Origin of the sequence: Streptomyces sp. P9-2B-2 (assembly GCF_030406865.1) — a bacterium.
Taxonomy (GTDB): domain Bacteria; phylum Actinomycetota; class Actinomycetes; order Streptomycetales; family Streptomycetaceae; genus Streptomyces; species Streptomyces platensis.
Map to the genome: position 1 here is coordinate 3,953,812 of NZ_CP129126.1, position 22,814 is coordinate 3,976,625.

The 22,814-nt window shown below is 72.7% G+C and carries 20 protein-coding genes; 10 read left to right on the forward strand and 10 right to left on the reverse strand.

Translation table 11 applies throughout. The annotated features are described in order from the left end of the window. Nucleotides 1-6 precede the first annotated feature (6 nt). Both QT196_RS17100 and QT196_RS17105 read left to right on the forward strand, forming a co-directional pair. Nucleotides 7-741, forward strand: coding sequence for a dienelactone hydrolase family protein (locus QT196_RS17100; protein ID WP_290356672.1), 735 nt, complete (start codon nt 7-9; stop codon nt 739-741). Nucleotides 742-938: 197 nt separating this feature from the next. Then, entirely contained in the window at nt 939-1,526 is a 588-nt protein-coding gene (locus QT196_RS17105) for a TIGR03086 family metal-binding protein (RefSeq protein ID WP_266738488.1), read from the forward strand. A 75-nt stretch (nt 1,527-1,601) separates the two neighbouring features. Here QT196_RS17105 and QT196_RS17110 read toward each other — a convergent pair whose 3' ends face one another. After that, complete coding sequence (locus QT196_RS17110) at nt 1,602-3,242, reverse strand: FadD3 family acyl-CoA ligase (protein WP_290355203.1); 1,641 nt, start codon at nt 3,240-3,242, stop codon at nt 1,602-1,604. Between the two features lie 105 nt (nt 3,243-3,347). On the opposite strand from QT196_RS17110, the gene QT196_RS17115 reads away from it, so the two are divergent. The 3 genes from QT196_RS17115 (at nt 3,348) to QT196_RS17125 (ending at nt 5,917) form a co-directional block, all read left to right on the forward strand. Continuing rightward, nucleotides 3,348-4,499: a lipid-transfer protein gene (locus QT196_RS17115; protein WP_266738484.1), complete on the forward strand. Its 1,152-nt coding sequence runs from the start codon at nt 3,348-3,350 to the stop codon at nt 4,497-4,499. A 120-nt stretch (nt 4,500-4,619) separates the two neighbouring features. Then, nucleotides 4,620-5,102, forward strand: coding sequence for an OB-fold domain-containing protein (locus tag QT196_RS17120; protein WP_168479824.1), 483 nt, complete (start codon nt 4,620-4,622; stop codon nt 5,100-5,102). Then, on the forward strand, nt 5,099-5,917 hold the full coding sequence (locus QT196_RS17125; protein WP_290355204.1) for an enoyl-CoA hydratase/isomerase family protein: 819 nt from the start codon (nt 5,099-5,101) through the stop codon (nt 5,915-5,917). Before QT196_RS17120 ends, QT196_RS17125 begins: the two co-directional genes overlap by 4 nt. A 25-nt stretch (nt 5,918-5,942) precedes the next feature. On the opposite strand, the gene QT196_RS17130 is transcribed toward QT196_RS17125, so the two are convergent. Further along, the gene (locus QT196_RS17130) at nt 5,943-6,491 is read right to left on the reverse strand and encodes a hypothetical protein (RefSeq protein ID WP_290355205.1); all 549 of its coding nucleotides are present in this window, start codon (nt 6,489-6,491) and stop codon (nt 5,943-5,945) included. 194 nt (nt 6,492-6,685) lie between these two features. Between QT196_RS17130 and QT196_RS39385 the strand changes: the two genes are divergently transcribed. Further along, nucleotides 6,686-7,645, forward strand: a complete 960-nt coding sequence (locus QT196_RS39385; protein WP_356948474.1) for a hypothetical protein — start codon at nt 6,686-6,688, stop codon at nt 7,643-7,645. 157 nt (nt 7,646-7,802) lie between these two features. On the opposite strand, the gene QT196_RS17140 is transcribed toward QT196_RS39385, so the two are convergent. Then, the gene (locus tag QT196_RS17140) at nt 7,803-10,430 is read right to left on the reverse strand and encodes a PQQ-binding-like beta-propeller repeat protein (protein WP_266738478.1); all 2,628 of its coding nucleotides are present in this window, start codon (nt 10,428-10,430) and stop codon (nt 7,803-7,805) included. Between the two features lie 930 nt (nt 10,431-11,360). Here QT196_RS17140 and QT196_RS17145 point away from each other — a divergent pair. Continuing rightward, on the forward strand, nt 11,361-12,008 hold the full coding sequence (locus QT196_RS17145; RefSeq protein ID WP_168479830.1) for a TetR family transcriptional regulator: 648 nt from the start codon (nt 11,361-11,363) through the stop codon (nt 12,006-12,008). Nucleotides 12,009-12,219: 211 nt separating this feature from the next. On the opposite strand, the gene QT196_RS17150 is transcribed toward QT196_RS17145, so the two are convergent. The 4 genes from QT196_RS17150 to QT196_RS17165 form a co-directional block, all read right to left on the reverse strand. Next, nucleotides 12,220-12,690, reverse strand: coding sequence for a nitroreductase family deazaflavin-dependent oxidoreductase (locus QT196_RS17150; RefSeq protein ID WP_168479832.1), 471 nt, complete (start codon nt 12,688-12,690; stop codon nt 12,220-12,222). Further along, a complete protein-coding gene (locus tag QT196_RS17155; RefSeq protein ID WP_168479834.1) occupies nt 12,690-14,042 on the reverse strand; it encodes an acyl-CoA dehydrogenase family protein in 1,353 nt (450 codons plus the stop codon). The genes QT196_RS17150 and QT196_RS17155 overlap by 1 nt, the downstream gene beginning before the upstream one ends. Before the next feature lie 210 nt (nt 14,043-14,252). Further along, complete coding sequence (locus tag QT196_RS17160) at nt 14,253-14,756, reverse strand: dirigent protein (protein ID WP_168479836.1); 504 nt, start codon at nt 14,754-14,756, stop codon at nt 14,253-14,255. 202 nt (nt 14,757-14,958) lie between these two features. Continuing rightward, on the reverse strand, nt 14,959-16,545 hold the full coding sequence (locus QT196_RS17165) for an IPT/TIG domain-containing protein (RefSeq protein WP_290355206.1): 1,587 nt from the start codon (nt 16,543-16,545) through the stop codon (nt 14,959-14,961). A gap of 440 nt (nt 16,546-16,985) precedes the next feature. Here QT196_RS17165 and QT196_RS17170 point away from each other — a divergent pair, with 440 nt between their 5' ends. Beyond that, nucleotides 16,986-18,170 (forward strand): acetyl-CoA acetyltransferase, encoded by a 1,185-nt coding sequence (locus QT196_RS17170; RefSeq protein WP_290355207.1) that lies wholly within the window; start codon nt 16,986-16,988, stop codon nt 18,168-18,170. Between the two features lie 27 nt (nt 18,171-18,197). On the opposite strand, the gene QT196_RS17175 is transcribed toward QT196_RS17170, so the two are convergent. Further along, the gene (locus tag QT196_RS17175; RefSeq protein WP_168479842.1) at nt 18,198-18,971 is read right to left on the reverse strand and encodes a VOC family protein; all 774 of its coding nucleotides are present in this window, start codon (nt 18,969-18,971) and stop codon (nt 18,198-18,200) included. Between the two features lie 198 nt (nt 18,972-19,169). Between QT196_RS17175 and QT196_RS17180 the strand changes: the two genes are divergently transcribed. Together QT196_RS17180 and QT196_RS17185 are read left to right on the forward strand one after the other, a co-directional pair. Then, nucleotides 19,170-20,555: an FAD-dependent monooxygenase gene (locus QT196_RS17180; RefSeq protein ID WP_290355208.1), complete on the forward strand. Its 1,386-nt coding sequence runs from the start codon at nt 19,170-19,172 to the stop codon at nt 20,553-20,555. 1 nt (nt 20,556) lies between these two features. Then, complete coding sequence (locus QT196_RS17185; RefSeq protein ID WP_168479846.1) at nt 20,557-21,291, forward strand: pyridoxal 5'-phosphate synthase; 735 nt, start codon at nt 20,557-20,559, stop codon at nt 21,289-21,291. A gap of 62 nt (nt 21,292-21,353) precedes the next feature. On the opposite strand, the gene QT196_RS17190 is transcribed toward QT196_RS17185, so the two are convergent. Both QT196_RS17190 and QT196_RS17195 read right to left on the reverse strand, forming a co-directional pair. Then, nucleotides 21,354-21,842: a GNAT family N-acetyltransferase gene (locus tag QT196_RS17190; RefSeq protein ID WP_290355209.1), complete on the reverse strand. Its 489-nt coding sequence runs from the start codon at nt 21,840-21,842 to the stop codon at nt 21,354-21,356. Nucleotides 21,843-22,009: 167 nt separating this feature from the next. Next, nucleotides 22,010-22,456: an OB-fold domain-containing protein gene (locus tag QT196_RS17195; RefSeq protein ID WP_290356673.1), complete on the reverse strand. Its 447-nt coding sequence runs from the start codon at nt 22,454-22,456 to the stop codon at nt 22,010-22,012. Nucleotides 22,457-22,814: the final 358 nt, after the last annotated feature.

Genomic DNA, 22,814 nt, shown 5'->3' on the forward strand with positions numbered 1-22,814 from the left:
CCCGCTATTCCCGCCAAGATGTTGCAGATTCCCACCACGGACGGCCAGGCCGACGCCTTCGCCGCCTTCCCCGACGACGGCGAGCGGCACCCAGGGGTGCTGATGTACGCGGACGGCTTCGGCCTCCGGCCCGCGCTGACGGCGATGGCCCGCGAACTGGCCGGGCACGGGTACTACGTGCTCGTCCCCCACCTCTTCTACCGGCACGGCCCGGCACCGGTGATCGAACTTCCCGAGCACATCGGAGAAGAGGTCCGGCCCGCGGTCTTCGCCCAGTTGATGCCCCTGATCGAGGCGCACACCACCGCACGCGTCCTGCGCGACGCCGATGCCTACCTCAGGTTCCTCACCGCCCAGCCCGAGGTCAGCGCCGGGCCGGTCGGAGTGACCGGCTACTGCATAGGCGGCCTGCTGGCGATGCGCACCGCCGCGGCCCACCCCCTCCAGGTGGCCGCCGTCGCCGGATTCCACGGCCCCGTGGGCGCCGACGGGCCGGACAGCCTCGCCAAGATCACCGCGCAGGTCTACCTCGGCCACGCCGCATCCGATATGACGCCCGAGACCCTCGGCGAGCTCAACCAGGCCCTGGACGCCGCGGGTGTCGACCACACCTCCGAGATCTACCCCGGCACCGTCCACGGCTTCACCATGTCCGACACCGACGCCTTCGACCCCGCCGCACTTCAGCGTCACTGGGACCGCCTGCTCCCGCTCCTCGGCCGCACCCTGGCCAACGGCTGAGGCACCGGCCCGAGTCACCACCCACACCCCCGAGCCCGTCGCCGCTCCGCCAGACAGCCCCGGCCGGGGCCGGGCCGCGGTGTGGCGATGAGTTCCGGGGTCCGGTGGAGTCTTCACTGGGAGAGGCAGCGCGTGGGGGCGGGCCGCACCGGTGGTCGCCCGCCAACACGCACCGGCAGGACGGAAGGATCCGGACGATGACCGAGACGATCGACTTCGCGACGCAGGCCCGGCTGGTGTCGCAGCTCGCGGCCCGCACCGCCGATGAGCAGCTCGAAGCCCCCACGCCCTGCGAGGCGTACGCGGTGCGCCATCTGCTGGGCCATCTCGTCGGCCTGACCGCGGCCTTCCAGGCGGCGGCGCGCAAGGACCTCGGGCCGATGACGAACGTCTCCCCTGGCACGTCGGTGCCCGATGTGGAGTCCGGCTGGCGCGCCGAGCTGGACCGGAATCTGGTGGGCATGACGGAGGCCTGGCACGCCCCGGACGCCTGGGAGGGCGAGACGCAGGCGGGCGGAGTCGACCTGCCCGCGGCCATCGCGGGCCGGATCGCGCTCAACGAGCTGGTGCTGCACGGCTGGGACCTGGCGCGGGCCACCGGCCAGGAGTACGCGCCCGACACGGCGAGCCTCGGGGTCTCGTACGCGCTGCTGGCGCCCTCGGCCGAGGGCGGGGACCGCGGGCCGTTCGGCCCGCCGGTGGCGGTGGCGGCGGATGCCCCGCTCCTCGACCAGGTGGTGGCGCTCAGCGGCCGCCGGCCCGACTGGACGCCGCCGGCGTCGTAGCCGGGGTTCCCGGACGGCCGGCGGGGCCCGGTCATACGGCGGGCGCGGGCCCCGGACGGCTGCCGGGCGGCTCGGTCACGCGGGGGGCGCGGGCCCCGGGGCGCCCTCCCGCAGCCGGGTCTTGAGGATCTTGCCGCTGGCGTTGCGCGGGAGGGCGGGGACGAAGGTGACCTCCCGCGGGACCTTGTAGTTGGCCATCTCGCGGCGGGACCAGGCGATCAGATCGTCGGCGGTGAGCAGGGAGCCGGCGCGGCGGACCGCGTAGGCCCTGCCCACCTCGCCGAGGCGGGGGTCGGGGATGCCGACGACGGCGACCTCGGCGATGTCCGGGTGGCGGCCGAGGAGTTGCTCTATCTCGGCGGGATAGGCGTTGAAGCCGCCGACGATGAACATGTCCTTGATGCGGTCGGTGATCCGGAGGTTGCCGTCCGCGTCGAGCACGCCCACGTCGCCGGTGCGCAGCCAGCCGTCGGGGGTGAGCGCGCGGGCGGTGCCGGCCGGGTCCTCGAAGTAGCCGGACATCACGTGGTAGCCGCGGACCAGCACCTCGCCGGGGTCGCCGGGCGGCACCGGGCGGTCCGCTGCGTCGACGATCCGGACCTCGGTGCCGGGGAGCGCCCGGCCGGAGGTCGCGGCGATCACCTCGGGCGGATCGCCGCGGCGGCACATCGTGACGACGCCGGAGCTCTCCGAAAGGCCGTAGGCGGTCAGGACGGTGGAGATCTTCAGCTCGCTGCGCAGCCGCTCGACCAGCTCCAGGGGGACGACGGCGGCGCCGGTGACCACCAGGCGCAGCGCGGAGAGGTCGTGCCGGCCGCGGGCCGGGTGGTCGAGGAGCTGCTGATGGAGGGTGGGCGGGCCGGGGAGGACGGAGATCCGTTCGGCGGCGATCTTGGCGAGCGCGGTCTCCACGCTGAAGACCGGCTGCGGGATCATCGTCGCGCCGCGCAGCAGACAGGCGATGATCCCGGCCTTGTAGCCGAAGGTGTGGAAGAACGGGTTGATGATCAGGTAGCGGTCGCCCTCCCGGAGGCCGGCCAGTTCGCTCCAGACGTCGTAGGCGCGCAGGGTCTGGGCATGGGTGATCACGGCGCCCTTGGGGTGGCCGGTGGTGCCGGAGGTGAAGACGAGGTCCGAGGGGGCGTCGGGGCGGAGGGCGTCGGCCCTGGCGCGGACGGTCTCCGCGGGCACCGCGGCGCCGTCGGCGAGGAACTCCTGCCAGGTGGAGAAGTCGGCGGGGGCGTCGTCGGAGAGCACCACGACCTTCTCCAGCCGCGGGAGTCCGGGCAGCGGGCCGGGGCCGGTGCCTTCCCGGGCGGCGCGGCGGAGTGCGGCGACGTAGGACGTGCCGAGGAAGGTGCCGGTGATGAAGAGGAGCTTGGCGCGGGTGCGGCGCAGGACGTAGGCGGCCTCGGTGCCCTTGAAGCGGGTGTTGACGGGGACCAGGACGGCGCCTGCGGTGACGGCCCCGAGGGCGGAGACGATCCAGTCCAGGGTGTTGGGCGCCCATACGGCCACCCGGTCGCCGGGCGCGACCCCGGAGGCGATACAGGCGGCGGCCGCCCGCTCCACCCGCTCGCCCAGCTCGGCGTACGAGACGCGGGTGCGGCCCTCGACCACGGCCTCCCGGGAGCCGTACCGCCGCGCGGCCGTGCGCACCAGACGGGGGATGACGCCGTACTCCAGGTCCGCCCGCGCATCCACGTCGTCGTGCATCGCACTGCCTCCCGGCGAAGAGCTGTACGCCACTAGCTGACTGACCGTCAGATTAGCGGTAGCCTCCTCCGCTGTCAGCACTGGCGACCGACCACGGAGGTGGCGATGGGGGCGACCCTCAAGGACGCTACGGCGATAGCCGGTATCGGACAGACCCCGTTCGCCCGGCAACTCCCGGAATCGGAGAAGACGTTGGCCTGCCGGGCGATCGTCGCGGCGCTGGACGACGCCGGAATCGCCCCCTCGGAGGTGGACGCCTTCGCCTCCTACACGATGGAGGAGACCGACGAGGTCGAGATAGCCAAGGCCATCGGCGCCGGGGACCTCACCCACTTCTCCAAGGTCGGCTTCGGCGGCGGGGGTTCCTGCGCGACGGTGGCGCATCTGGCCGCCGCCATCGCCACCGGCCAGGCGAGCGTCGGCGTCGCCTGGCGGTCCCGTAAACGCGGCTCGGGGCCGCGCCCCTGGAAGAACACCCAGGTCCAGCTGCCCACCCCGGGACAGTGGACCCGCCCCTTCGGACTGCTGCGCCCCGCCGACGAGATCGGCATGCTGGCCCGCCGCTATATGCACGAATACGGCGCCACCCGCGACCACCTCTTCAATGTCGCCCTCGCCTGCCGCAACCGGGCCAACCAGAATCCCGCCGCGATGATGTACGAGCGCCCGCTGACCCGCGAGATGTATATGACCGCCCGCTGGATCAGCGAGCCGCTCTGCCTGTTCGACAACTGCCTGGAGACCGACGGCGCGCTGGCCTGCGTCGTGGTCTCCGCCGAGCGCGCCCGCGACTGCCGGCAGCGGCCCGTCTACGTGCACTCCGCCGCCCAGGGCCTGCCCGCCCAGCACCACGGCATGGTCAACTACTGGACCGACGACCCGCTCACCGGCCCGGCCTGGACCGCCGCCCGGCACCTGTGGAAAGCCGCCGACCTCGGACCGCAGGACGTCGACGTGGCGCAGATCTATGACGCCTTCACCCCCCTGATCCCCCTCTCGCTGGAGGGCTACGGCTTCTGCGGACGCGGTGAGGGCGCGGCCTTCACCGAGGGCGGCGCGCTGGAGATCGGCGGCCGGCTGCCGCTCAACACCGGTGGCGGCGGTCTCTCCGAGGCGTATGTGCACGGTTTCAACCTGATCAATGAAGGCGTCAAGCAGCTGCGCGGCACCGGCACCGCGCAGGTCCCCGACGCCGCCACCTGTCTGGTCACCGCGGGCGAGGGCGTGCCCACCTCGGCCCTGCTGCTGAGGAGTTGATACGCCTTGAGCCCTCGTGATGCCGCACCCGAGTCCGTGCGCGAAAGCGTGCGGGAGCCCGTTCGTGAGTCAGGGCGCGAATCCGTTCGTGAGTCCGTGCGGGATTCCGTTCGCGATGCCATGACACCGAGCGTGGCACCCGCCACTGACAATCGCTCCGGCAGCGGCTCCGGCCTGCTGCTTCCCGTCCCGGACGACGACGGCGCGCCCTTCTGGGAGTACGCCGCCCAAGGCGAGCTGCGCATCCAGGCCTGCGCCGACTGCGACGCCCTGCGCTTCCCGCCCCGGCCCTGCTGCCCGCACTGCCGGTCCTTCGCCGCCCGCTGGCAGCGGATGAGCGGCCGCGGCCGTATCTGGTCCTACGTCCTGCCGCACCCGCCGCTGCTGCCCGCGTACGCCGAGCAGCCGGGCTACAACGCGATCATCGTGGAACTGGCCGAGGCCCCGGGCATCCGGCTCGTCGGCAACCTCGTCACCGCCGCCGACGCCCCGCTCAACTCCGTCGACCCGGCCCGGCTGCGCATCGGCGCCCCGGTGAAGGCCGTCTTCCACACCATGCCAGGAGGCGTGACCGTACCCCGCTGGCTCCTGGAGCGGCCATGACGGTCCGCACGGAGAGCGCCGACGGGGTCGCGCTGGTCACCCTCGACCGGCCCGAGCGGCACAACGCCATCGACCTCGCCACCGCCGACGAACTCGCGGCCGTCTGGCGGGAGTTGCGCTTCGACGACACCGTACGGGCCGCCGTGCTCACCGGCGCCGGCGGCCGGGCCTTCTGCACCGGCATCGACCGCTCCGTCGATGTCCCCCAGCCGTCCTCCCCCTACTCCGTCGACGATCCGCTGCTCCATATCGGCCCGAAGGCCAACGACCTGTGGAAGCCGGTCATCGCCGCCGTCGAGGGCATGGCCTGCGGGGGCGCCTTCTACCTCCTGGGCGAGGCCGAGTTCCTCGTCGCCGCCGAGAACGCCACCTTCTTCGACCCGCACACCACCTACGGGATGGTCAGCGCGTACGAGTCGGTCTTCATGGCGCAGCGGATGCCCTACGGGGAGGCCGCCCGGCTGGCCCTGATGGGGACGGCGGAGCGGCTGGGCGCCTCCCGGGCGTACCAGATCGGTCTGGTCTCCGAACTGACCGCACCGGGCGCCGCGGCCGAGGTGGCGCTGCGCCGCGCGGCCGTGCTCGCCGCCCAGCCGACCGGGGCGGTCCAGGGCACGGTACGCGCCCTGTGGGCGGCCAAGGAGGCGGCCAGATCGCAGGCCCTGGCGCACGCCCCCCAGCTGATCGCGCTGGGCAATCTGCCCCCGGACCGCCAGGCCGGACTGTTCGCCGACCGGAAGCGGGAGGACGGACGGCCCGGCGACCAGGACGGCGGGCCGGGCGGTAGCCGGAGCGGTCACCCCCTGATCAGGTGACCCCTCACCTACGGGGTCCTGGGCGTCACATCCGGGTCTTGTGCGCCCGGGTGATCTCGCAGGTGAACCAGAACTGCCCGATGGAGGACTGGTTGACGGTGTACTTGGCGGTGTACGTCTCGGTGTCGCCGGGACCGACGGTGATCGAGCGCTCGTGCAGCCCGTACGCCTTGCCGTCGGCCGGCTTCGCCTTCATCCAGTTGACGGCCATGTCATAGGAGAAGGAATCGCTCATGGACGGGTTGGTGATGGAGACCGTGTAGGTGAACTGACGCAGCGAATCGGAGAAGTCGCAGCTGCTGCCCCTGACATCCGACCGCCCGTCCGGGTCGTAGGTCTCCTGGGTCGGCGAGGGCGAGTAGGTGGGCTCGTACGCCGGGGACGCGGACGCGGACGCGTCGTACGAGCTGGAGTCCGTGGGGCTCGGGAAGGAGACCGGCACCTTCACCCGGGGCCGGCCGAAGGCACAGCCGCTCACCGTCGCCACCGTCACCAGCGCCAGTCCGGCCGCGACCGCTGCCCTGGTACCCGTACGGGTACCCCCGCGGATGCCCGTGCGCATGCGCTGCTTCATTCTGCCCATCCCCCGTGGAAACTCTGAGCTCATCACTCTTCAATTGACGCGTGCACGGCACCCTAGCAAGCACAGGTGACACCCCTTACGGGCCCCGGCAACGCGGGCGGACGTACGTGGCTCGCGCCCACCAGGGCTCAGGCGTAGCGTCGGTCCCGGAGGATGACCGGACGACCCGAAGCGAGGCGACGCCCGTGGTGCGCAACGTTCTCGGGTCGCTGATCGCCCTCGCCGGAGCGGCGGCCGCCGTCTGGAGCCCCTTCCGTCCCTGGTACGACGGCCGTCACGGCAGTGACGTGCGGATCGAGGACCTCTTCAACGGGGTCACCCACAACAGCGCCGCACTCTTCGGCTCCGTCCTCCTCCCCATGGCCTTCGCCGCCCTGCTGACCCTGATCGGTGTCGCCCTGCGCTCCCGGGGGCTGGTCGCCCTCGCGGGCCTGGTGGTGCTGGGGTTCACCATTCTGTGGATGGTCCGCCAGGGCCAGGCCGCGAGCGAACTGACCGCCGGCGCCCGGGGCCTGGGGGTGGGCGTCGCCAACGCCCTGGGCGGCGGTGCGCTGCTGCTGCTCGGCGCCCTGATCATGCGGGGCCGCCCCAGCCGGGTCTACGGCTCGGACTACGACGACCGGCCGTACGACGACGGCCGCTACGGCCGCTATCCGCACGACGAGCGGTACGACGAGCGGTACGACGAGCGGTACGACGAGCGGTACGACGAACACGGGCCCTACGCCCCCTACACGCCCTACCCCCCGGGGACGCCCGAACCGTGGGACGCGGGACGCCCCGGGGCCGAGGAGTGGAATCCGGAGCCGTACCCGACCGGCCCCACCCCCGCCGCCGGGCCCCCGGCCGGCCCCGGCGGCCCCGGAGGCGGCCCGTACGGGCAGGGGCAGGACACCCCCACCACTCCCCTGCCGGTCACCCCGCCCCCACCACCGCCCCCGCAGCAACCGCAACAGCAACAGCAACAGCGGCCGCCGCCCCCTCCGCCGCCGACCCGGCCCGGCCATCAGCAGCCGCCCACACCCCCGGTGGAGTGGGGCAGGGAACACCGTCAGCCGCGCCCCACCCAGGCCGAACAGCCCGAGCAGCCCGAGCCGCCCGAACAGCCCGATCGGCGTGAACGCCCGCCGGAGGAACGGGAGTAGACCCACGGGCAGATACGGGACGGGCAGATGCAGGACGGCGACCCAGCCCGTCCCCTGACGAACGGCCCGTCCCCTACGGGAAGCGGCGCCCGTCCCCTACGGAAGTCGGTCCGCAGCCCAGGCCCCTAAGGGAAGCGGCGCGCGGCCCGGCCCCGCCTCACGAGCGCCGCGCCAGCCCCGTCCCCTTGGCCGCGTCCAGCGCGTACACACAGCGGTCCTTGCTGCACGCGTACACCACACCGCCGACCGCCACCGGCGAGCCGGTGATCTCGCCGCCGGTCGCCAGCTTCCAGCGCAGCTGGCCGCCCATCGCGTCGAGCGTGTAGAGACAGTGGTCGGCGGAGCCGAAGTGCACCCGGCCCTCCGCGACGACCGGTGCGCCGATGACCTCCGCGCCGGCCTGGAACCGCCAGCGCGGGGTGCCGGTCACCGCGTCGAGGGTGTAGAGCGCCTTGCCGCTGCCCAGATGGACGGCGCCGTGCGCGACCAGGACCGGTTCGGTGGACTGCCGGGCCTCGGTGGCGATCCGCCAGCGGTCGCGGCCGTCCGCCGGGTCCAGCGCGTAGACCGTGCCGAGGTAGTCCGCCAGATAGACCCCGCCGCCGGTGACGGCCGGGCCGGGGGCGAAGGCGGGCGGGCTCAGGAACACCGCGGGCGCCTCGAAGTGCCAGCGCACATCGCCGCGTGCGATGTCGATCGCCAGCACCCGGGTTCCGGCCACGACATAGACCGCGCCGTCCGACGCCGGCAGCAGCCGCATCGGCACCCCGCCGCAGGCCGCGGCGTCGCCCACCGGATACGACCAGCGCTCGGCGCCGGTCCGGGCCTCCAGTGCCTTGAGCCGGGCGTCGGCCCATACGAAGACCGTGCCCTCGTGCACCACGGGCCCGGCCTCGGCGGTCTCGAAGTCGGTCTGGACGCCGCCGGTCTCCCACAGCAGCTGGCCGTTGGCGGCCTCCCATGCCTGGATGCCGCCGCCGCGGGTGCTGGTGACGACGGTCCCGCGGTCGACCTTGAGGGCGTAGACCCAGCCCTCGGTGTTCAGCCGCCAGCGCTCGGTGCCGTCGTTGGCGTCCAGCGCGTACAGGCTCGGGCCGTCCGAGGCGTGGATCCGGCCGTCCTCGACGGCCATCGCCCAGGCGACGTCACGGGTCTTGAACTTGCGGCGCCCGCTGGCCACATCGAGCGCGTGCACCTCGAAGGAGGTGACATAGAGCAGGTCGTCGGCGACGGCGGGGGTGCCCCACACATCGTTCGACATCCGGAACCGCCAGGGGCGCCAGCGGCCCGCCTCGGGCGGTGCCTCGGGCGGCGGGGGCGGCGCGGCCTCACCTCGGGGCGGGCTCTCCCCGCCGTTGGCCGGGCCCTGCGGGGGCACGCCGGTCGTGGGCCCGGCGCCGGGCGGCCGTACCCAGTTCGTCGCGGCACCGGCCTGCGCACGCGGCGGCGGGGCGTCGGCGCGCGGCCCCGGCCCTATGGGAGCGGGCGAACCACCGAGCTGTACGGGACCGGCGGCGCCGTCCCCGGGGGCGGTCGACGGGAGGGGCGGTGCGGAGGACAGCGCGGCGGCGGGCGGCGGCGCGGAGACCGGGGTCGCACGGGCCGTCGAGGCGTCCGGGCCGAGCACCGCGGGCTGCGGCATCGGGCCGGGGTGGCCACTGCGCGGGTCGCCGCCGCGGTGCGCACCGGGGCCCGCACCGATCTGGCCGGGCCAGCCGGACTCCGCGGCGGCGGAGACGCTTTCCGGCCGCGGCGCCGCGTGGACGGGCTGCGCGGCGGGCATCGGGGGTGACGCGGGCGGGGCCGGCGGCGCGGCGGGCGCCGGGCGGACGGCGCCACGGCCGGAACCGGCCCGCTGACCGTTGCCGGGCACGGTGGTGCGGCCGCCGCGCCGGCTCTCGATGAGGCCCACCGCGCCGGGCGGCAGCCAGGCCGAGGCGGTACCGCTGTCGTCGCTGCCGGAGCCGAAGAGGTGCGGGGCGAGCTGGGACTGGAGATCGGCGGGGGACGGCCGCTGGCCGGCCTCCATCTGCATACAGGACTCCATGAGCGGACGGAGTTCGTCCGGCAGGCCCGCCAGGTCGGGGCCCTCCCGCAGCAGCATGAAGACGGTCTCGACGGGGTTGGCGCCATGGAACGGCGCATGTCCGGTGGCGGCGAAGACCAGCGTCGACCCGAGGGAGAAGACATCGCTCGCGCCCGTGACACTGCGCGAGTCCCGGGCCTGCTCGGGCGACATGTAGGCGGGCGTGCCGACGGCCACATTGGTCATCGTCAGCCGGGTGTTGGACACCCCGGAGGCGATACCGAAGTCGATCACCCGCGGGCCGTCCTCGACGACCAGCACATTCGACGGCTTCAGGTCGCGGTGCACCAGGCCCGCGCCGTGGATGGACTGAAGTGCCTCGGCGATCCCGGCCGCCAGCCAGCGCACCGCCTGGGCCGGGAGCGGCCCGCACTCATTGACTATTTCCTCGAGGGAGGGCGCGGGAACATAGGCCGTCGCGAGCCAGGGCACCGCCGCGCGCGGGTCGGCATCCACCACCGCGGCCGTGTAGAAGCCGCTGACCGCGCGGGCCGCCTCGACCTCGCGGGTGAAGCGGACCCGGAACAGCTGGTCCTCGGCGAGCTCGGTACGCACGGTCTTGATCGCCACCCGCCGCCCGGACGCCGAGCGCGCGAGATAGACCAGTCCCATGCCGCCGGCCCCGAGACGACCGAGTACCTCGAACGGGCCGATCCGCCGGGGATCGTGCTGCGTCAGCTGCTTCAGCTGCTCCACCACTTACCTGCCACCTCCCCGTGGGGCATAAAAAGAGACTCTCACTAGCCACGAGCCGCCGAGAGCCACTGCCCCGTGCAGCGTCTCACCGCCTGGCCGAAACGGCCGTACGCGTGCTGATTCTTCCTGGCCGAGCCGACGGTTGCGAACCCGGGGCCTGTCCGTCGTGTCACGGCATACCTCCCGTAGCCCGCACCGGCCCCGTTACCCGATGTCACCCCACCCCGCCTGACGTGCTCCGATACGTCCGCCGACGGGCGATTGACCACAGGGTTACCGATCGGTTCCGGGTCCCCTGCGCGAGGCACCGCCGACTATCTGGACGTTCACCATTCCGTTTGACGCGCACATGAGGAAATCGGTTGAGTCCCCGGCGCATCCGGTGGCCGCGGCGGCCGGAACCATTCCGTGCCACCGACCGCGCGCACCCATCCCCCACCGGCCCTGCCCTCCCCGTCGCCGCTTGCGGCCCCAGGCCCCAATTCTGCGCGTTCGAAGGTCATTTCGGTGCCAGCGCGCCGGGCGTGGCGCCTTGATTGATGTGCGGGCAGCGGACAGCGGCCACCGTCGCGGCGGCGATATGTCCAAGCTAGCGCCGGTTCACGTAGTCCGCCCGACAGGAAATCGAACGGGGAATCGAGTCCGGCAACCGGAGGAGAGGGCGGCGGGACCGGCGGAAGCGAGGCCGGGAGGCCCAACCGGCAGTCGTCGGCGTGCACTTGTTGCACGGACGGTGACCGCTTATCCACCAAAGTTGTCCACAGGCTGTTGATAACACCGTTCACCGGTACGGACCAAGCGGCGCCGGATAAGCCGTGACCGCGCCCGGGCCCGCCACCAGGGCACTCCCCGGGGGCATGCACCCTTAACTCCCCCATCCCCATTTGCAGGCAGCCAAATCGCGCTCCGATCACCCCTCGGTAAGCTGACGGCATGACAGGACAAGTTCGAACCGTCGACGGCAGAGTTGCCGGCCGCCGCGGACAGGCGACGCGGCAAAAGCTTCTCGACTGCCTCAGTGAAATGCTCAGTTCGTCCCCCTATCGGGACGTCAAGGTCATCGATGTAGCCCGAAAAGCGGGGACTTCACCCGCAACGTTCTATCAGTACTTCCCGGACGTCGAGGGCGCCGTCCTCGAAATCGCCGAGGAGATGGCCAAAGAAGGCGCCACTCTGACCGATCTTGTCGCCGGACGCTCCTGGGTGGGCAAATCCGCCTGGCAGACCGCGGAAGATCTGGTCGAGGGCTTTCTCTCCTTCTGGCGCAAGCACGACGCGATTCTGCGCGTCGTCGACCTGGGCGCGGCCGAGGGCGACAAGCGTTTCTACAAGATCCGCATGAAGATCCTCAATGCCGTCACCAACTCCCTTACGGACTCCATCAAGGACCTCCAGAGCAAGAACAAGGTCGACAAGGACGTGAGCCCGGCCGCCATTGCCGGCTCGATGGTCGCCATGCTGGCGGCGGTCGCCGCGCACCAGAAGGGCTTCCAGAGCTGGGGCGTCAAGCAGGCCGAGCTCAAGCCGAATCTGGCGCTGCTGGTGCACCTCGGTGTCACCGGAAAGAAGCCGACCAAATAACGAAGCCACCGCGATAGCAGTCGGGGAAACGGCCGGAGAAGCTGCCGCGCCTCGAAGTCCCGGGGCTCCCGGGACGGTTCGCCATCGGTCCTGTGTCCGTCCTGCCATAGCTGTACACCACACGCAGCGGGCGCCGCGCGGCCCTCCGGGGTCCGGCACGGCGCCCGCTGCGCGTTGGCGGCCCACCGGCCGGGGTTGCGCACCGGTCCGGTCAGCGCCGCTCCAGCCGGAACAGCCGGATCTCCCGCGTCACCCGCGCCTGATACGCGGCGTACGGAGGCCAGAGCGCCAGCGCCGCCCGCCAGGCCCGCGCCCGCTCCTCACCGGACAGCAGCCGGGCCCGCACCGGTATGTCCCGGCCCCGCCAACTCACCTCGGCCTCCGGATTCTTGAGCAGATTCCCGGTCCAGGCCGGATGCCCCGGCCGCCCGAAATTGCTGCCGACCAGCAGCCAGCTGCCGTCGTCCTGCGGTACGCACGCCAGCGGGGTCCGCCGCGGCCGCCCGCTCCTGGCCCCGGTCGCGGTGAGCACCACTCCGGGCAGCATCCGGGCGCTGAGCAGCACCTTTCCTCGGGTCAGCCGGTGTACCGCACGGTCCAGCGCGGGGATCACGTACGGCGCGGTCCGGGCGAACGCACGGGTCGCGGAGACCTTCATGAGCAGCCGCTCACCCGGGCGCATCAGACCTCCACCGTCTCCGGCGCTGGGCCCGCGAGCGGCGCACCGCCCGGCTCCGCCGCCCCGTCCGGGAACAGCCCCGCCTCCTCGGCGGCCCGTGCCCGCAGCCGGTGCACGGGTCCCAGCAGCAGTTCGTCGCAGGCCGCGCGCTTGAAGTACAGATGCGCCTCGTGCTCCCAGGTGAAGCCGATACCGCCGTGCAGCTGCACCGCCTCGGCCGCCACCGCCCGCAGGGCCTCCAGCGCCTGGGCGAGCGCCAGCGCCCCCACCCCGGGCTCGGCCGCCCCGGGGCCACCGGGCGCGGCCCGTCCGCCGCCCGCCGACCAGGCCGCGTAGTACGCCGCCGAGCGGGCCGCCTGGAGCGCCACATACAGATCGGCGAGCCGGTGCTGCACCGCCTGGAAGGAGCCGATGGGCCGGCCGAACTGCACCCGCTGCTGGACGTGAGCGACGGTACGGGCCAGCGCCGTATCGGCCGCGCCCACCGCCTCGGCGGCCAGCGCCGCGGCCGCCACCACCCCCGTCGCGGCGAGCGCCCGCGCCACCGCCGCCGCGTCGCCGTCCCCCTCACCCAGCAACTCGGCCGGTACGTCGCGCAGTTCGAGGCGGGCCTGCGGCCGGGTCTCGTCCAGCGCGGTCTGCCGGGTCCGCAGCAGACCGGGCACACCGGGCTCCGCGCCGGGCCGGACCGCGCCCGCGTCCCCCGCCCGTACGAGGAAGAGCAGGGTGCGGCTCTGCGCGAACCCGCCGGTGTGCGCGGCCACCACCAGCACGTCCGCGGTGTGCCCGTTGAGCACCTGCCCGGCCTCGCCGTACAGCCGCCAGCCGCCGCCCGGCCGCCCGCCGTTGCGCGAAGGGGCGTCCGCGCCCTCCTCCGGCACCCTCCTCGCCTGGATGCCGCCGGCCCGGCCGCCACCCGCCCAGTCACCGTCGTTCGGCCCGGTCAGCGCCAGTGCGGTGGCGAGCTGTCCGCCCGGGACGGCCAGCGTCGCGGTCAGCTCCCCGGCGGCGAGGGCCGGGAGCAGGGTGGTGCGCTGGCGCTCGCTGCCCAGCGCGAGGAGGAGCGGAGCGGCCAGCGCGGCGGTCGCGACCAGTGGTGAGGGAAGGACGACGCGGCCGGTTTCCTCGCAGGCCAGGGCGAGTTCGGTGGGCCCGCAGCCCACCCCTCCGTACGCCGTGGGCAGCGCCAGACCGGGCAGCCCGAGCCGGCCGGCGAGCTGCTGCCACAGCTGGGTGTCGTACCCCGGTGGGGTGCGTACCGCCGCCTTGACCTCGTCCGGACCGCAGCGCTTGAGCAGCAGCTCGCGCAGCGTGCGGCGGATCTCGTGCTGCTCCTCGGTGAACGCGGCATCCATCGGCGGGCTCCTCCCGGCCGTGCGACAACGCCCGTCCGGTCCGACGGGCCCCCGCTTCCGATCTGACGGGCCGTCATAGTAGGGACGGGGGGTGCACTTTCCTAGGCCGGGTTCGCAATGAGCGCCAGGAGACCATGGCTTCCGGACCGCGGAGCGCAGGACGGAGCCGGGTCACGTCACCGCGACCCGGCTCGTCTGGCTCGCCGCCGGTCAGCGGATGAGATGGACGGTGAGGTTCGTTTCCGTGTCACTGACGTTGACGCCGTGAACGTTGCCGTGGGCCGTGCGGTAGCGCCCGGTGCCACCGGTGATCGCGAGGTCGATGTTGCCGGGGCCGGCGGAGGTGACGGTGAACCGGCCCTGCACGGTGATCTGCCCCAGGGGAAGCGCGAGATCGGCCGCGCACTGGAGGTCGAACTCGTCGTTCGGCGCGGTCCGGGTCAACGTGCAGATCTGGCTGTAGGTGCCGACCGGGACGACGCCGCGGAAGAGATCCCCGGTGATGACGAATTCGTCGCCCTGGCTGGGCCCGGACGACCCGTCCACATCGACGAACGTGCCCTGGGTCTGCTTGGCGACCAGCTGGAAGACTTCCTCTCTCGGGGGAAAGGAATCGGCGCCGGCGCCGCTCGCCGCGGCCGCGGCGGGGGCGCAGAAAAGAAGGGCCGACATTCCGGTGGCCGCGGTCAGCACGATCTGCTTGAAGGGACGCACAGTTTTCTCCTCTGGGACTGGAAGGGAATTGCTCGGACGGCGATGCCGTGGGGTGCACTCCTTCCCGGCCGCTCGCGCGTGGACGGCATGGCCCCGCGCCGTCCGCCCGGCCCGTCGGCCGGACTTCCGGTCGGCCGGAAACTCGGTGTGCCGGTGCCGCGCCGGCCGGGTCCGCCCGGCCGGCCGTCCGGCATGTCCGGTGTCAGATCTCGGGATCGGCGACGTAGGTGAACGAGCCGCTGGGCATGTCGCCGGCGGGGCCGGTGAGCACGACCCCGACGGTGCCGGCGGCGCCGCTGGGCGGGGACGTGGCGGTCACGGTGGTGTCGGAGAGGACCCCGAAGGGCGCCGGCGTGCCGTTGAAGGTGACCTGCTCGGTGTAGGCGAGACCGGTGCCGGTGATCGTCACGACCGTGCCGCCGGACGTCGGGCCCGTATTGGGGCTGACGTTGGTGACGGTGGAGGAACCGACGTAGGTGTAGGCCAGCCCCCCGGCACTCCCGCCGGCGGTGGTCACGGTGACCGCGACGCCGCCCGGCGCCGGGGCACCGGTGGCCCGCACGGTGAGCTGGGTGTCGGAGGCGCTCTGGATCACGGCGCGGCTGGTGCCGAAGTACACATCGATCGCTCCGGCCAGGTTACGGCCGGTGATGACGATCTCCTCGTCGCTGCCGGCGACCGGCCCCGAGGCGGGGCTGATGCCGGCGAGGGCGGGCGGCACCACGTAGTAGAAGGTGCCGAGGATGCCGGTGCCCCCCGCGGTGGTGACCGTCACGGGGACGGCACCCGATCCGGCGGGCTCGGTGACGGTCAGCGAGGTATCCGTATTGGCGGTGATACCGGCCTGCGCGGTACCGAAGCGCACGGCGGTGGCGTTGGCCAAGTGGTGACCGGTCACCGTCACGGCGCCACCGCCCGCCGTCGACCCCTGGTCGGGAAGCACGGTCGTCGCGAGGACGCTGACGGTGTCGGCCTCGGAGTTGACCACATAGGCGCGCGTCCCGTCGGAGGAGAACACGAGGCCGGTGGGGCCGGCCCCCACGCCGATGTTCTCGACGACGGTGAGGGTGGCGGTGTCGATCACACTCACCGTGTCCGGGAGGGAGTTCCCCACGAGCACATGGGCGCCGTCCGGGCTCACCGCCGGGAAGCGCGGCTGAGCGCTGATGCCGATGGTGTCGGTGACGACCCCGAGAGCCGTATCGATCACGCCCAGCGTGGAGTTGCCGACGTTGGTGACATAGACCCGGGCCCCGTCGGGGGCGACCGCCAGCAGGATGGGGACGGGGCCGGCGAGGATGGTGTTGCTGACGGTGTTCGTGGCGGTGTCGATCACGCTGACCGCCCCTGAGGCGAGACATGCCACGTAGACGTGGGCCCCGTCCGGCGTGATGGCCACGCCGGTCGCCCCGTCCCCGACGGTGATGACGTCGGTGACGGTGTTGGTGGCCGTGTCGATCACGGTCACCGTGTTGGTGGTCTGCCGCGACACATAGACGCGGCCGCCGTCCGGGGTGATCGCCACCATCGCCACCCCCACCCCTACGGGGATGTCCGTGAGGACGGCGTTGGTGGCGGTGTCGACCACGCTGACCTGGCCGGAGTCGGCGAGGCCCACATAGGCGCGCGTCCCGTCCGGCAGAATCGCCACGCCGCCGGGACCGGCCCCCGTGGGGATGGTGGCCGTGACGGTATTGGTGGCGGTGTCGATCACGCTGACCGAGTCCGAGCCCCGGTTGGCGACATAGACACGGGTTCCGTCGGGCGAAAGGGCAATTCCCTGGGGCATGGTGCCCACGGGAATAACGGCCCCTGCCACGAATTCGGCCCGTAATCCGGAACCCCGCGCCTGCGCCGGCACCGGAATGTGTGGTGTAAAGGCGAACATGACACTCCCTGAGGCAGGCGGGACGATCTTTGTCCCGCACGCGGAAATGTCTGCTTCACCGCATGGGCAAACAGCGAGCAGTCAACCGGCCGGAAGCGGCCGGTGAATTGCACAAAGCGATGTGAGAATACCGTCCTCCGGAAGCCTTTTAAAGGCCGCGGCATATCTCTGATTCTCCGATAATCGCTTTAAGTTGGCTGCCCCGGACGGCGTCCGCGCCGGGCAGCCGTCACCTTCCGGCCACCGGGCGCGGCGGACGGCGGGCGGCGGGCGGCGGGCGGCGGGCGGCTCCGCACTCCGCGCCCTGCCCGCCCCACGAGATCTGATGTACCGTCAGATTCATGACCTCAGGGACCACTTACGGGAATCGCAAGGTCGCCGTCGCCGGAGTCGCGCTGTCCGACTGCGGGCGCGTGGACCGGGCCACCCCGTACGCCCTGCACGCCCAGGCCGCCCGCCGGGCACTCGCCGACAGCGGGCTGGACCGGGCGGTGATCGACGGCTTCGCCTCGGCCGGTCTGGGCACCCTCGCACCCGTCGAGGTCGCCGAGTACCTGGGGCTGCGCCCCACCTGGGTCGACTCGACCTCGGTCGGCGGCGCCACCTGGGAAGTGCTCGCCGCGCACGCCGCCGACGCGATCGCCGCCGGGCATGCCGACGCCGTACTCCTGGTCTACGGCTCCACCGCCCGCGCCGACATCAAGGCCGGGCGGCGCACCGCGAACCTGTCGTTCGGTGCCCGTGGCCCGCTCCAGTTCGAGGTCCCCTACGGGCACACCCTGATCGCCAAATACGCCATGGCCGCCCGCCGCCATATGCACCAATACGGCACCACCCTGGAGCAGTTGGCCCAGGTCGCGGTCCAGGCACGCGCCAACGCGGCGGCCAATCCGGACGCCCTGTACCGCGACCCGATCACCGTCGACGACGTGCTCGACGGACCGGTGATCGCCGACCCGTTCACCAAACTGCACTGCTGCATCCGCTCCGACGGCGGCTGCGCGGTCCTGCTCGTCGCCGAGGACTACGTCCCCGACCTGGCCAAACCCCCGGTATGGGTGCTCGGTTCGGGCACCGCGGTGTCCCACACCACCATGTCGGAGTGGGACGACTTCACCGTCTCCCCCGCCGCGGTCTCCGGCCGGCTGGCCTTCGACCGCGCCGGGGTCCGCCCCGCCGAGATCGACCTCGCCGAGATCTACGACGCCTTCACCTATATGACCCTGGTGACGCTGGAGGACCTGGGCTTCTGCGCCAAGGGCGAGGGCGGGGCGTTCGTCGGGGAGGGGCGGCTGCTGCGGGACGGGGCGTTGCCGGTCAACACCGACGGCGGCGGGCTGGCTGCCTGCCACCCCGGGATGCGGGGGCTGTTCCTGCTGGTCGAGGCGGTGCGCCAGCTCCGCGGCGAGGCCGGCCCGGACCGCCAGGTCCATAGACCCGGCGGCCGGCTGCCCCAGCTCGCGGTCGCCTCCGGCACGGGCGGCTGGTTCTGTTCGTCGGGGACGGTGGTGCTGGGGCGCGAGTGACGGACCTCCGAGGGGGGCGGGCCCGGATCAGGCCGCGGGCGGGCGGGTGATGACGCTGAAGGACGTCCCGAAGGGGTCGGTGAGTGCGGCCATGCGCCCGTAGGGGGCGTCCTCGGGGGTACCGGCCGTTCCGCCGGCGGCAACGGCGCGGGCCGCCACGTCATCGGTGTCCGCCACCTCGAACACGGTCTGCCAGCGGGACGCCCGCGCCGCCGGATCGCCGAAGACTCCGCCGACCTCATGCCCGTCGGGCCGGCGCAGGAAGGTGAAGTCGAAGCCGGGGAGATCGTCGTTGCCGTCGAGGGTGAAGCCGAAGACGGCGGTGTAGAACCGGCGGGCGGGCCCGGGGTCCGGGGACGCGAGGTCGTTGCGGACCAGGGTGTTGGGCTCATTGACCAGCTCACAGCCCGGCAGCGTGCGTCCCTGCCAGAGGCCGAAGCGGGCGCCGACGGGGTCCTCGACGACGGCCGTACGGGCCGCCCCCGCCACGTCCGAGGGCGGCAGCAGCACCGTCCCGCCGCACTCGGCGATCTGCTTCGCCACGGCGTCGCAGTCGTCCGTGGCGAGATACGGCAGCCACCACGACTCGCCCTCGACATCCGCGGCGGACACCGACCGCAGCGCCGCCACCCGTCGGCCGCGCAGCAGACACAGGGTGAACGGGCCGGTCGCCGCCGACCGTTCCTCGTACTCCCAGCCGAACAGCGCGCGGTAGAACGCCTTCGCCCGGTCGAGGTCCGGAACCCCGAGATCGATCCACGTCGGCGTACCGAGCGGCTGATTGATGCTGATCTCGCTCAACGTCTGCTCCTTCGCAGTGCCATTGCCCGTACCGACGTTAGTGAGCATCTAGGACGGGATGCGTCCTAGAGCGGGACATAGGCCCGAACGCCCCTCCCCGCGCGACTTAAACAAACGTCATAGACAAGCGTTTAAGACGCTCGTATAGTTCGAGCCATCGGTCAGCGAATGCACCACGACCCCGAAGGGAACCCCGCCATGTCCGGCACCGTTTCGCCGCCCTCCCGCACCCGCCCCCGGACCGTGCTGATTTCCGGCGCGAGCGTCGCCGGTCCGGCGCTCGCCCACTGGCTGCACCGCTACGGCTTCGCGGTGACCGTCGTCGAGCGCGCCCCCGAGCTGCGGACCGGCGGCTACAAGGTCGATATCCGGGGTGCGGCGGTCGAGGTCGCCGAACGGATGGGGATCCTGGCGGACATCCATCGCGCCAGTACGGACATGCGGACCGGCGCGTATGTGAACGACGACGGCAAGCGGATCGCCACCCTCCCCGCCGCCCTCTTCGGCGCCCGGGTCGGCCGGGACGACGAGATCATGCGGGGCGACCTGGCGCGCATCCTCTACGAACGCACCCGGGCGGACGTCGAGTACGTCTTCGGCGACTCGATCACGTCCCTCACCGAGCGGGCGGACGGGCACGACCACGGTCGCAGCGGCATCGACGTCACTTTCGAGCGGGGTGCGCCCCGCCGCTTCGACCTCGTCGTCGGCGCGGACGGGGTGCACTCGAACGTCCGGCGGCTGACCTTCGGCCCGGAGGAGCAGTTCGTACGGCACCTCGGGGCATATATCTCCGCGTTCTCACTGCCGAACGAACTCGGCCTGGACCGCGAGGAGTTGTACCACGCGGTACCCGGCAGGCTGAGCTGCGTCTACAGCTCGGCCGGGGACCCGGCGGCCAAGGGACTGCTCACCTTCCGCTCGCCGCGGCTGGCCTACGACCACCGGCAGCCCGACCGGCAACTGGCCCTGCTCGACGCCGCGTTCAAGGATGTCGGCGTCCGCCCGTCCGACGGCTGGACGCAGATCCCGCGGCTGCTCGAAGCGGCCCGTGCGGCGGACGACTTCTACTTCGACGGGCTCCAGTTGATCGAGATGGACCGCTGGTCGCGCGGCCGGGTGGTGCTGCTCGGCGACGCCGCACACTGCGCCTCACCGGCCTCGGGGCAGGGCACGGGGATGGCGCTGGTCGGCGCGTATGTGCTGGCGGGGGAGCTCGCGGTGGCCGGCCGCGAGCCGCAGGAGGCGTTCGACGCCTACGAGAAGGAGATGCGCGGCTATGTCGCGGTCAATCACGCGCTGGCCGAGAAGTTCGCCAAGGAGATGACGGCGGACACCCGGCGGCAGATCCGGTTCCGGCATCTGATGCTGCGGATCCTGCCGTACATGCCGTGGAAGAACCTGGTCGCGAAGAAGATTGCCGAGGAGGTGCAGCGGGGCGCCAACGCGATCACCCTCAAGGACCATCCCGTACTGGTCGCGGCCACGGGGCACGCTCCGGCCACTGGGCGCGCTCCAGCCACCGGGCGCCCTCCGGCCAGCGGGCACGCTCCGGCCGCCGGAAGCCCGACGTACGCTGCCTGACATGAGCGATCACCGCGCGCACCAGGACTCTCCGGACGCCCGCCCCGCCGGCGCCCCGGCGCAGCACGCCGACGACGCGGACGCCCAGGCGTTCCGCGAGCTGCTGCGCGGGCTGCGGGTCTGGGATGTCGCACTGCCGTCGTTCGTCCCGGCGACGGCCCCGGCCGAGCCGCTCCCCCTGTTCCGGCAGTGGCTGCGGGAGGCAGCCGAGGCCGGTGTCCCCGAGCCGCACACCATGACGCTCGCCACGGCGGACGAGGCCGGCAACCCCTCCGTGCGAACCCTGATGCTGCATGACGCCGATGAGCGCGGCTGGCACTTCGCCTCGCACCGCGGCAGCCGCAAGGGCCGCGAACTGGCCGTGCGGCCGCGGGCGGCGCTCGGCTTCTACTGGCCGGCGGTCGGCCGCCAGGTGCGGGTCAGCGGGCCGGTGACCGTGGCGGGGCCCGAGGAGAGCGCGGCCGATCTGCACCACCGCTCCACGGGCGCGCTGGCCGCGGCGCTGGTCGGCCGGCAGAGCGAGGTGCTCGGCTCTGTCGGGGAGCTGGCGCGCGCCTCGGAGGCGGCGTGGGAGCGCGCCCGGCGCGAGCCGGCGGCGCCGGTGCCGAGCTGGACGCTGTATGTGCTGCGCCCCGAGGAGGTCGAGTTCTTCCAGGGCGATGCGCAGCGCCGGCACGTACGGCTCAACTACCGCTACGAGAACGGGCGCTGGGCGCAGGAGCTGCTCTGGCCGTGAGGCGTGAGCAGGGTCTGCTCCGGCCGTGAGGCGCGGCCGGCGCGGGTGGCACCAGCTAGCCCTTACAACTGCTGATACATGATGTGCAGCCCCACATAGCCCTTGGTGGGGTGCCGGAAGCCCTCGGGGAGGGTCGTCATGATCTGGAAGCCCAGCGACTTCCAGAGCGCGACGGCGCCGGTGTTGGTCTCGACGACGGCGTTGAACTGCATCGCCCGGTAGCCCTCGGTGCGGGCCCAGGTCAGGACGTGTTCGCCCAGGGCCCGGCCGACACCGCGGCCGCCGCACTGCGGGTCGACCATGAAGCTGGCACTGGCGATGTGCGAGGCGCCACCCATGTGGTTGGGGTTCATCTTGGCCGTACCGAGGACCGTGCCGGAGTCGTCGACGGCGACGACCGTGCGGCCGGGCGGCGTCAGCAGCCACGCCTCGCGGCCCGCCGCCTCGTCCATGTCCCGCGGATAGGTATAGGTCTCCCCGGCCGCCACGATGGCGTGGAAGAAGGGCCAGATGGCGGGCCAGTCGGCCGCGGTCGCCTCACGGATCTGCACGGCCACAGCATGCCTCGGGCCCGGCGGGGGCGCCACCGGAATACGCGGGGGCGGGGCGGGGTGCCGTGGTCGGGGGCGGGGCACTGTGGACCGGGCCGGGGCGCCGGGGGCGAGGCCGGAACTCCGGGGTGGGGCCGTGGGCGGAGTCGGGACCCGGGGGCGCGGCTTCACGCCGGGCGGAAGACGGGGACGGCTACCGCGGCGCCCTCGGCCCCGGCGTTGCCCTCGGCCCCGCCGATACCTTCGCCGCCGGCCTCCCCCACTCCCCGGAAGTGCACCACGAGCGGCATCCCGATCCGCAGCTCCGGCTCCGGGCAGTCGGTGATCTCGGTCATCATCCGGGGGCCTTCGGCGAGATCGACCACGGCCGCGACGTACGGGACCCGGTCGCCGAACGGCGGGAGGTCGTTACGGTGCACGACGGACCAGGTGTAGAGGGTGGCGCGGCCGGTGGCCGGCTCCCAGCCGACGTCCTCGCTCCAGCAGTACGGACAGAACTCGCGCGGGTAGTGGTGGGCCGCACCGCAGCCCACCGCCCGGCAGCGGCGCAGCAGCAGCCGCCCCTCGGCCGCCGCGTCCCAGTACGGCCGGGTGAAGTCATCCACCTCCGGCAGATCGCACCGCGCGACGCTCCGTGCCGCGCCCTGGGACTCCCCGCCCCGAGCCTCCGCACTCCGCGTCTCCGTATCAGCCCTGGCCCTCACCGGAACACCCCCAGCACCTCGTCGAACGACCATGTCTGCCCGCCCCTCGCGCACAGGGCGACATCCACTCCTGACGGTACGTCAGTTCAGCCGAAGCGGGCCGGGCGCGCAAGGGGACCGCACGGCCATCGAGGCGGGCGGCGCGCGATCCGCCCGAGCCCTGGAGCGACGGCCGGGGATCACGCAAGCTTTCCCCTGCAGCCCCATTCCTGACAGAGCGTCAGTTCAAGTAATCTGACTATGCGTCAGTTATGGAGAGCCGTCACAC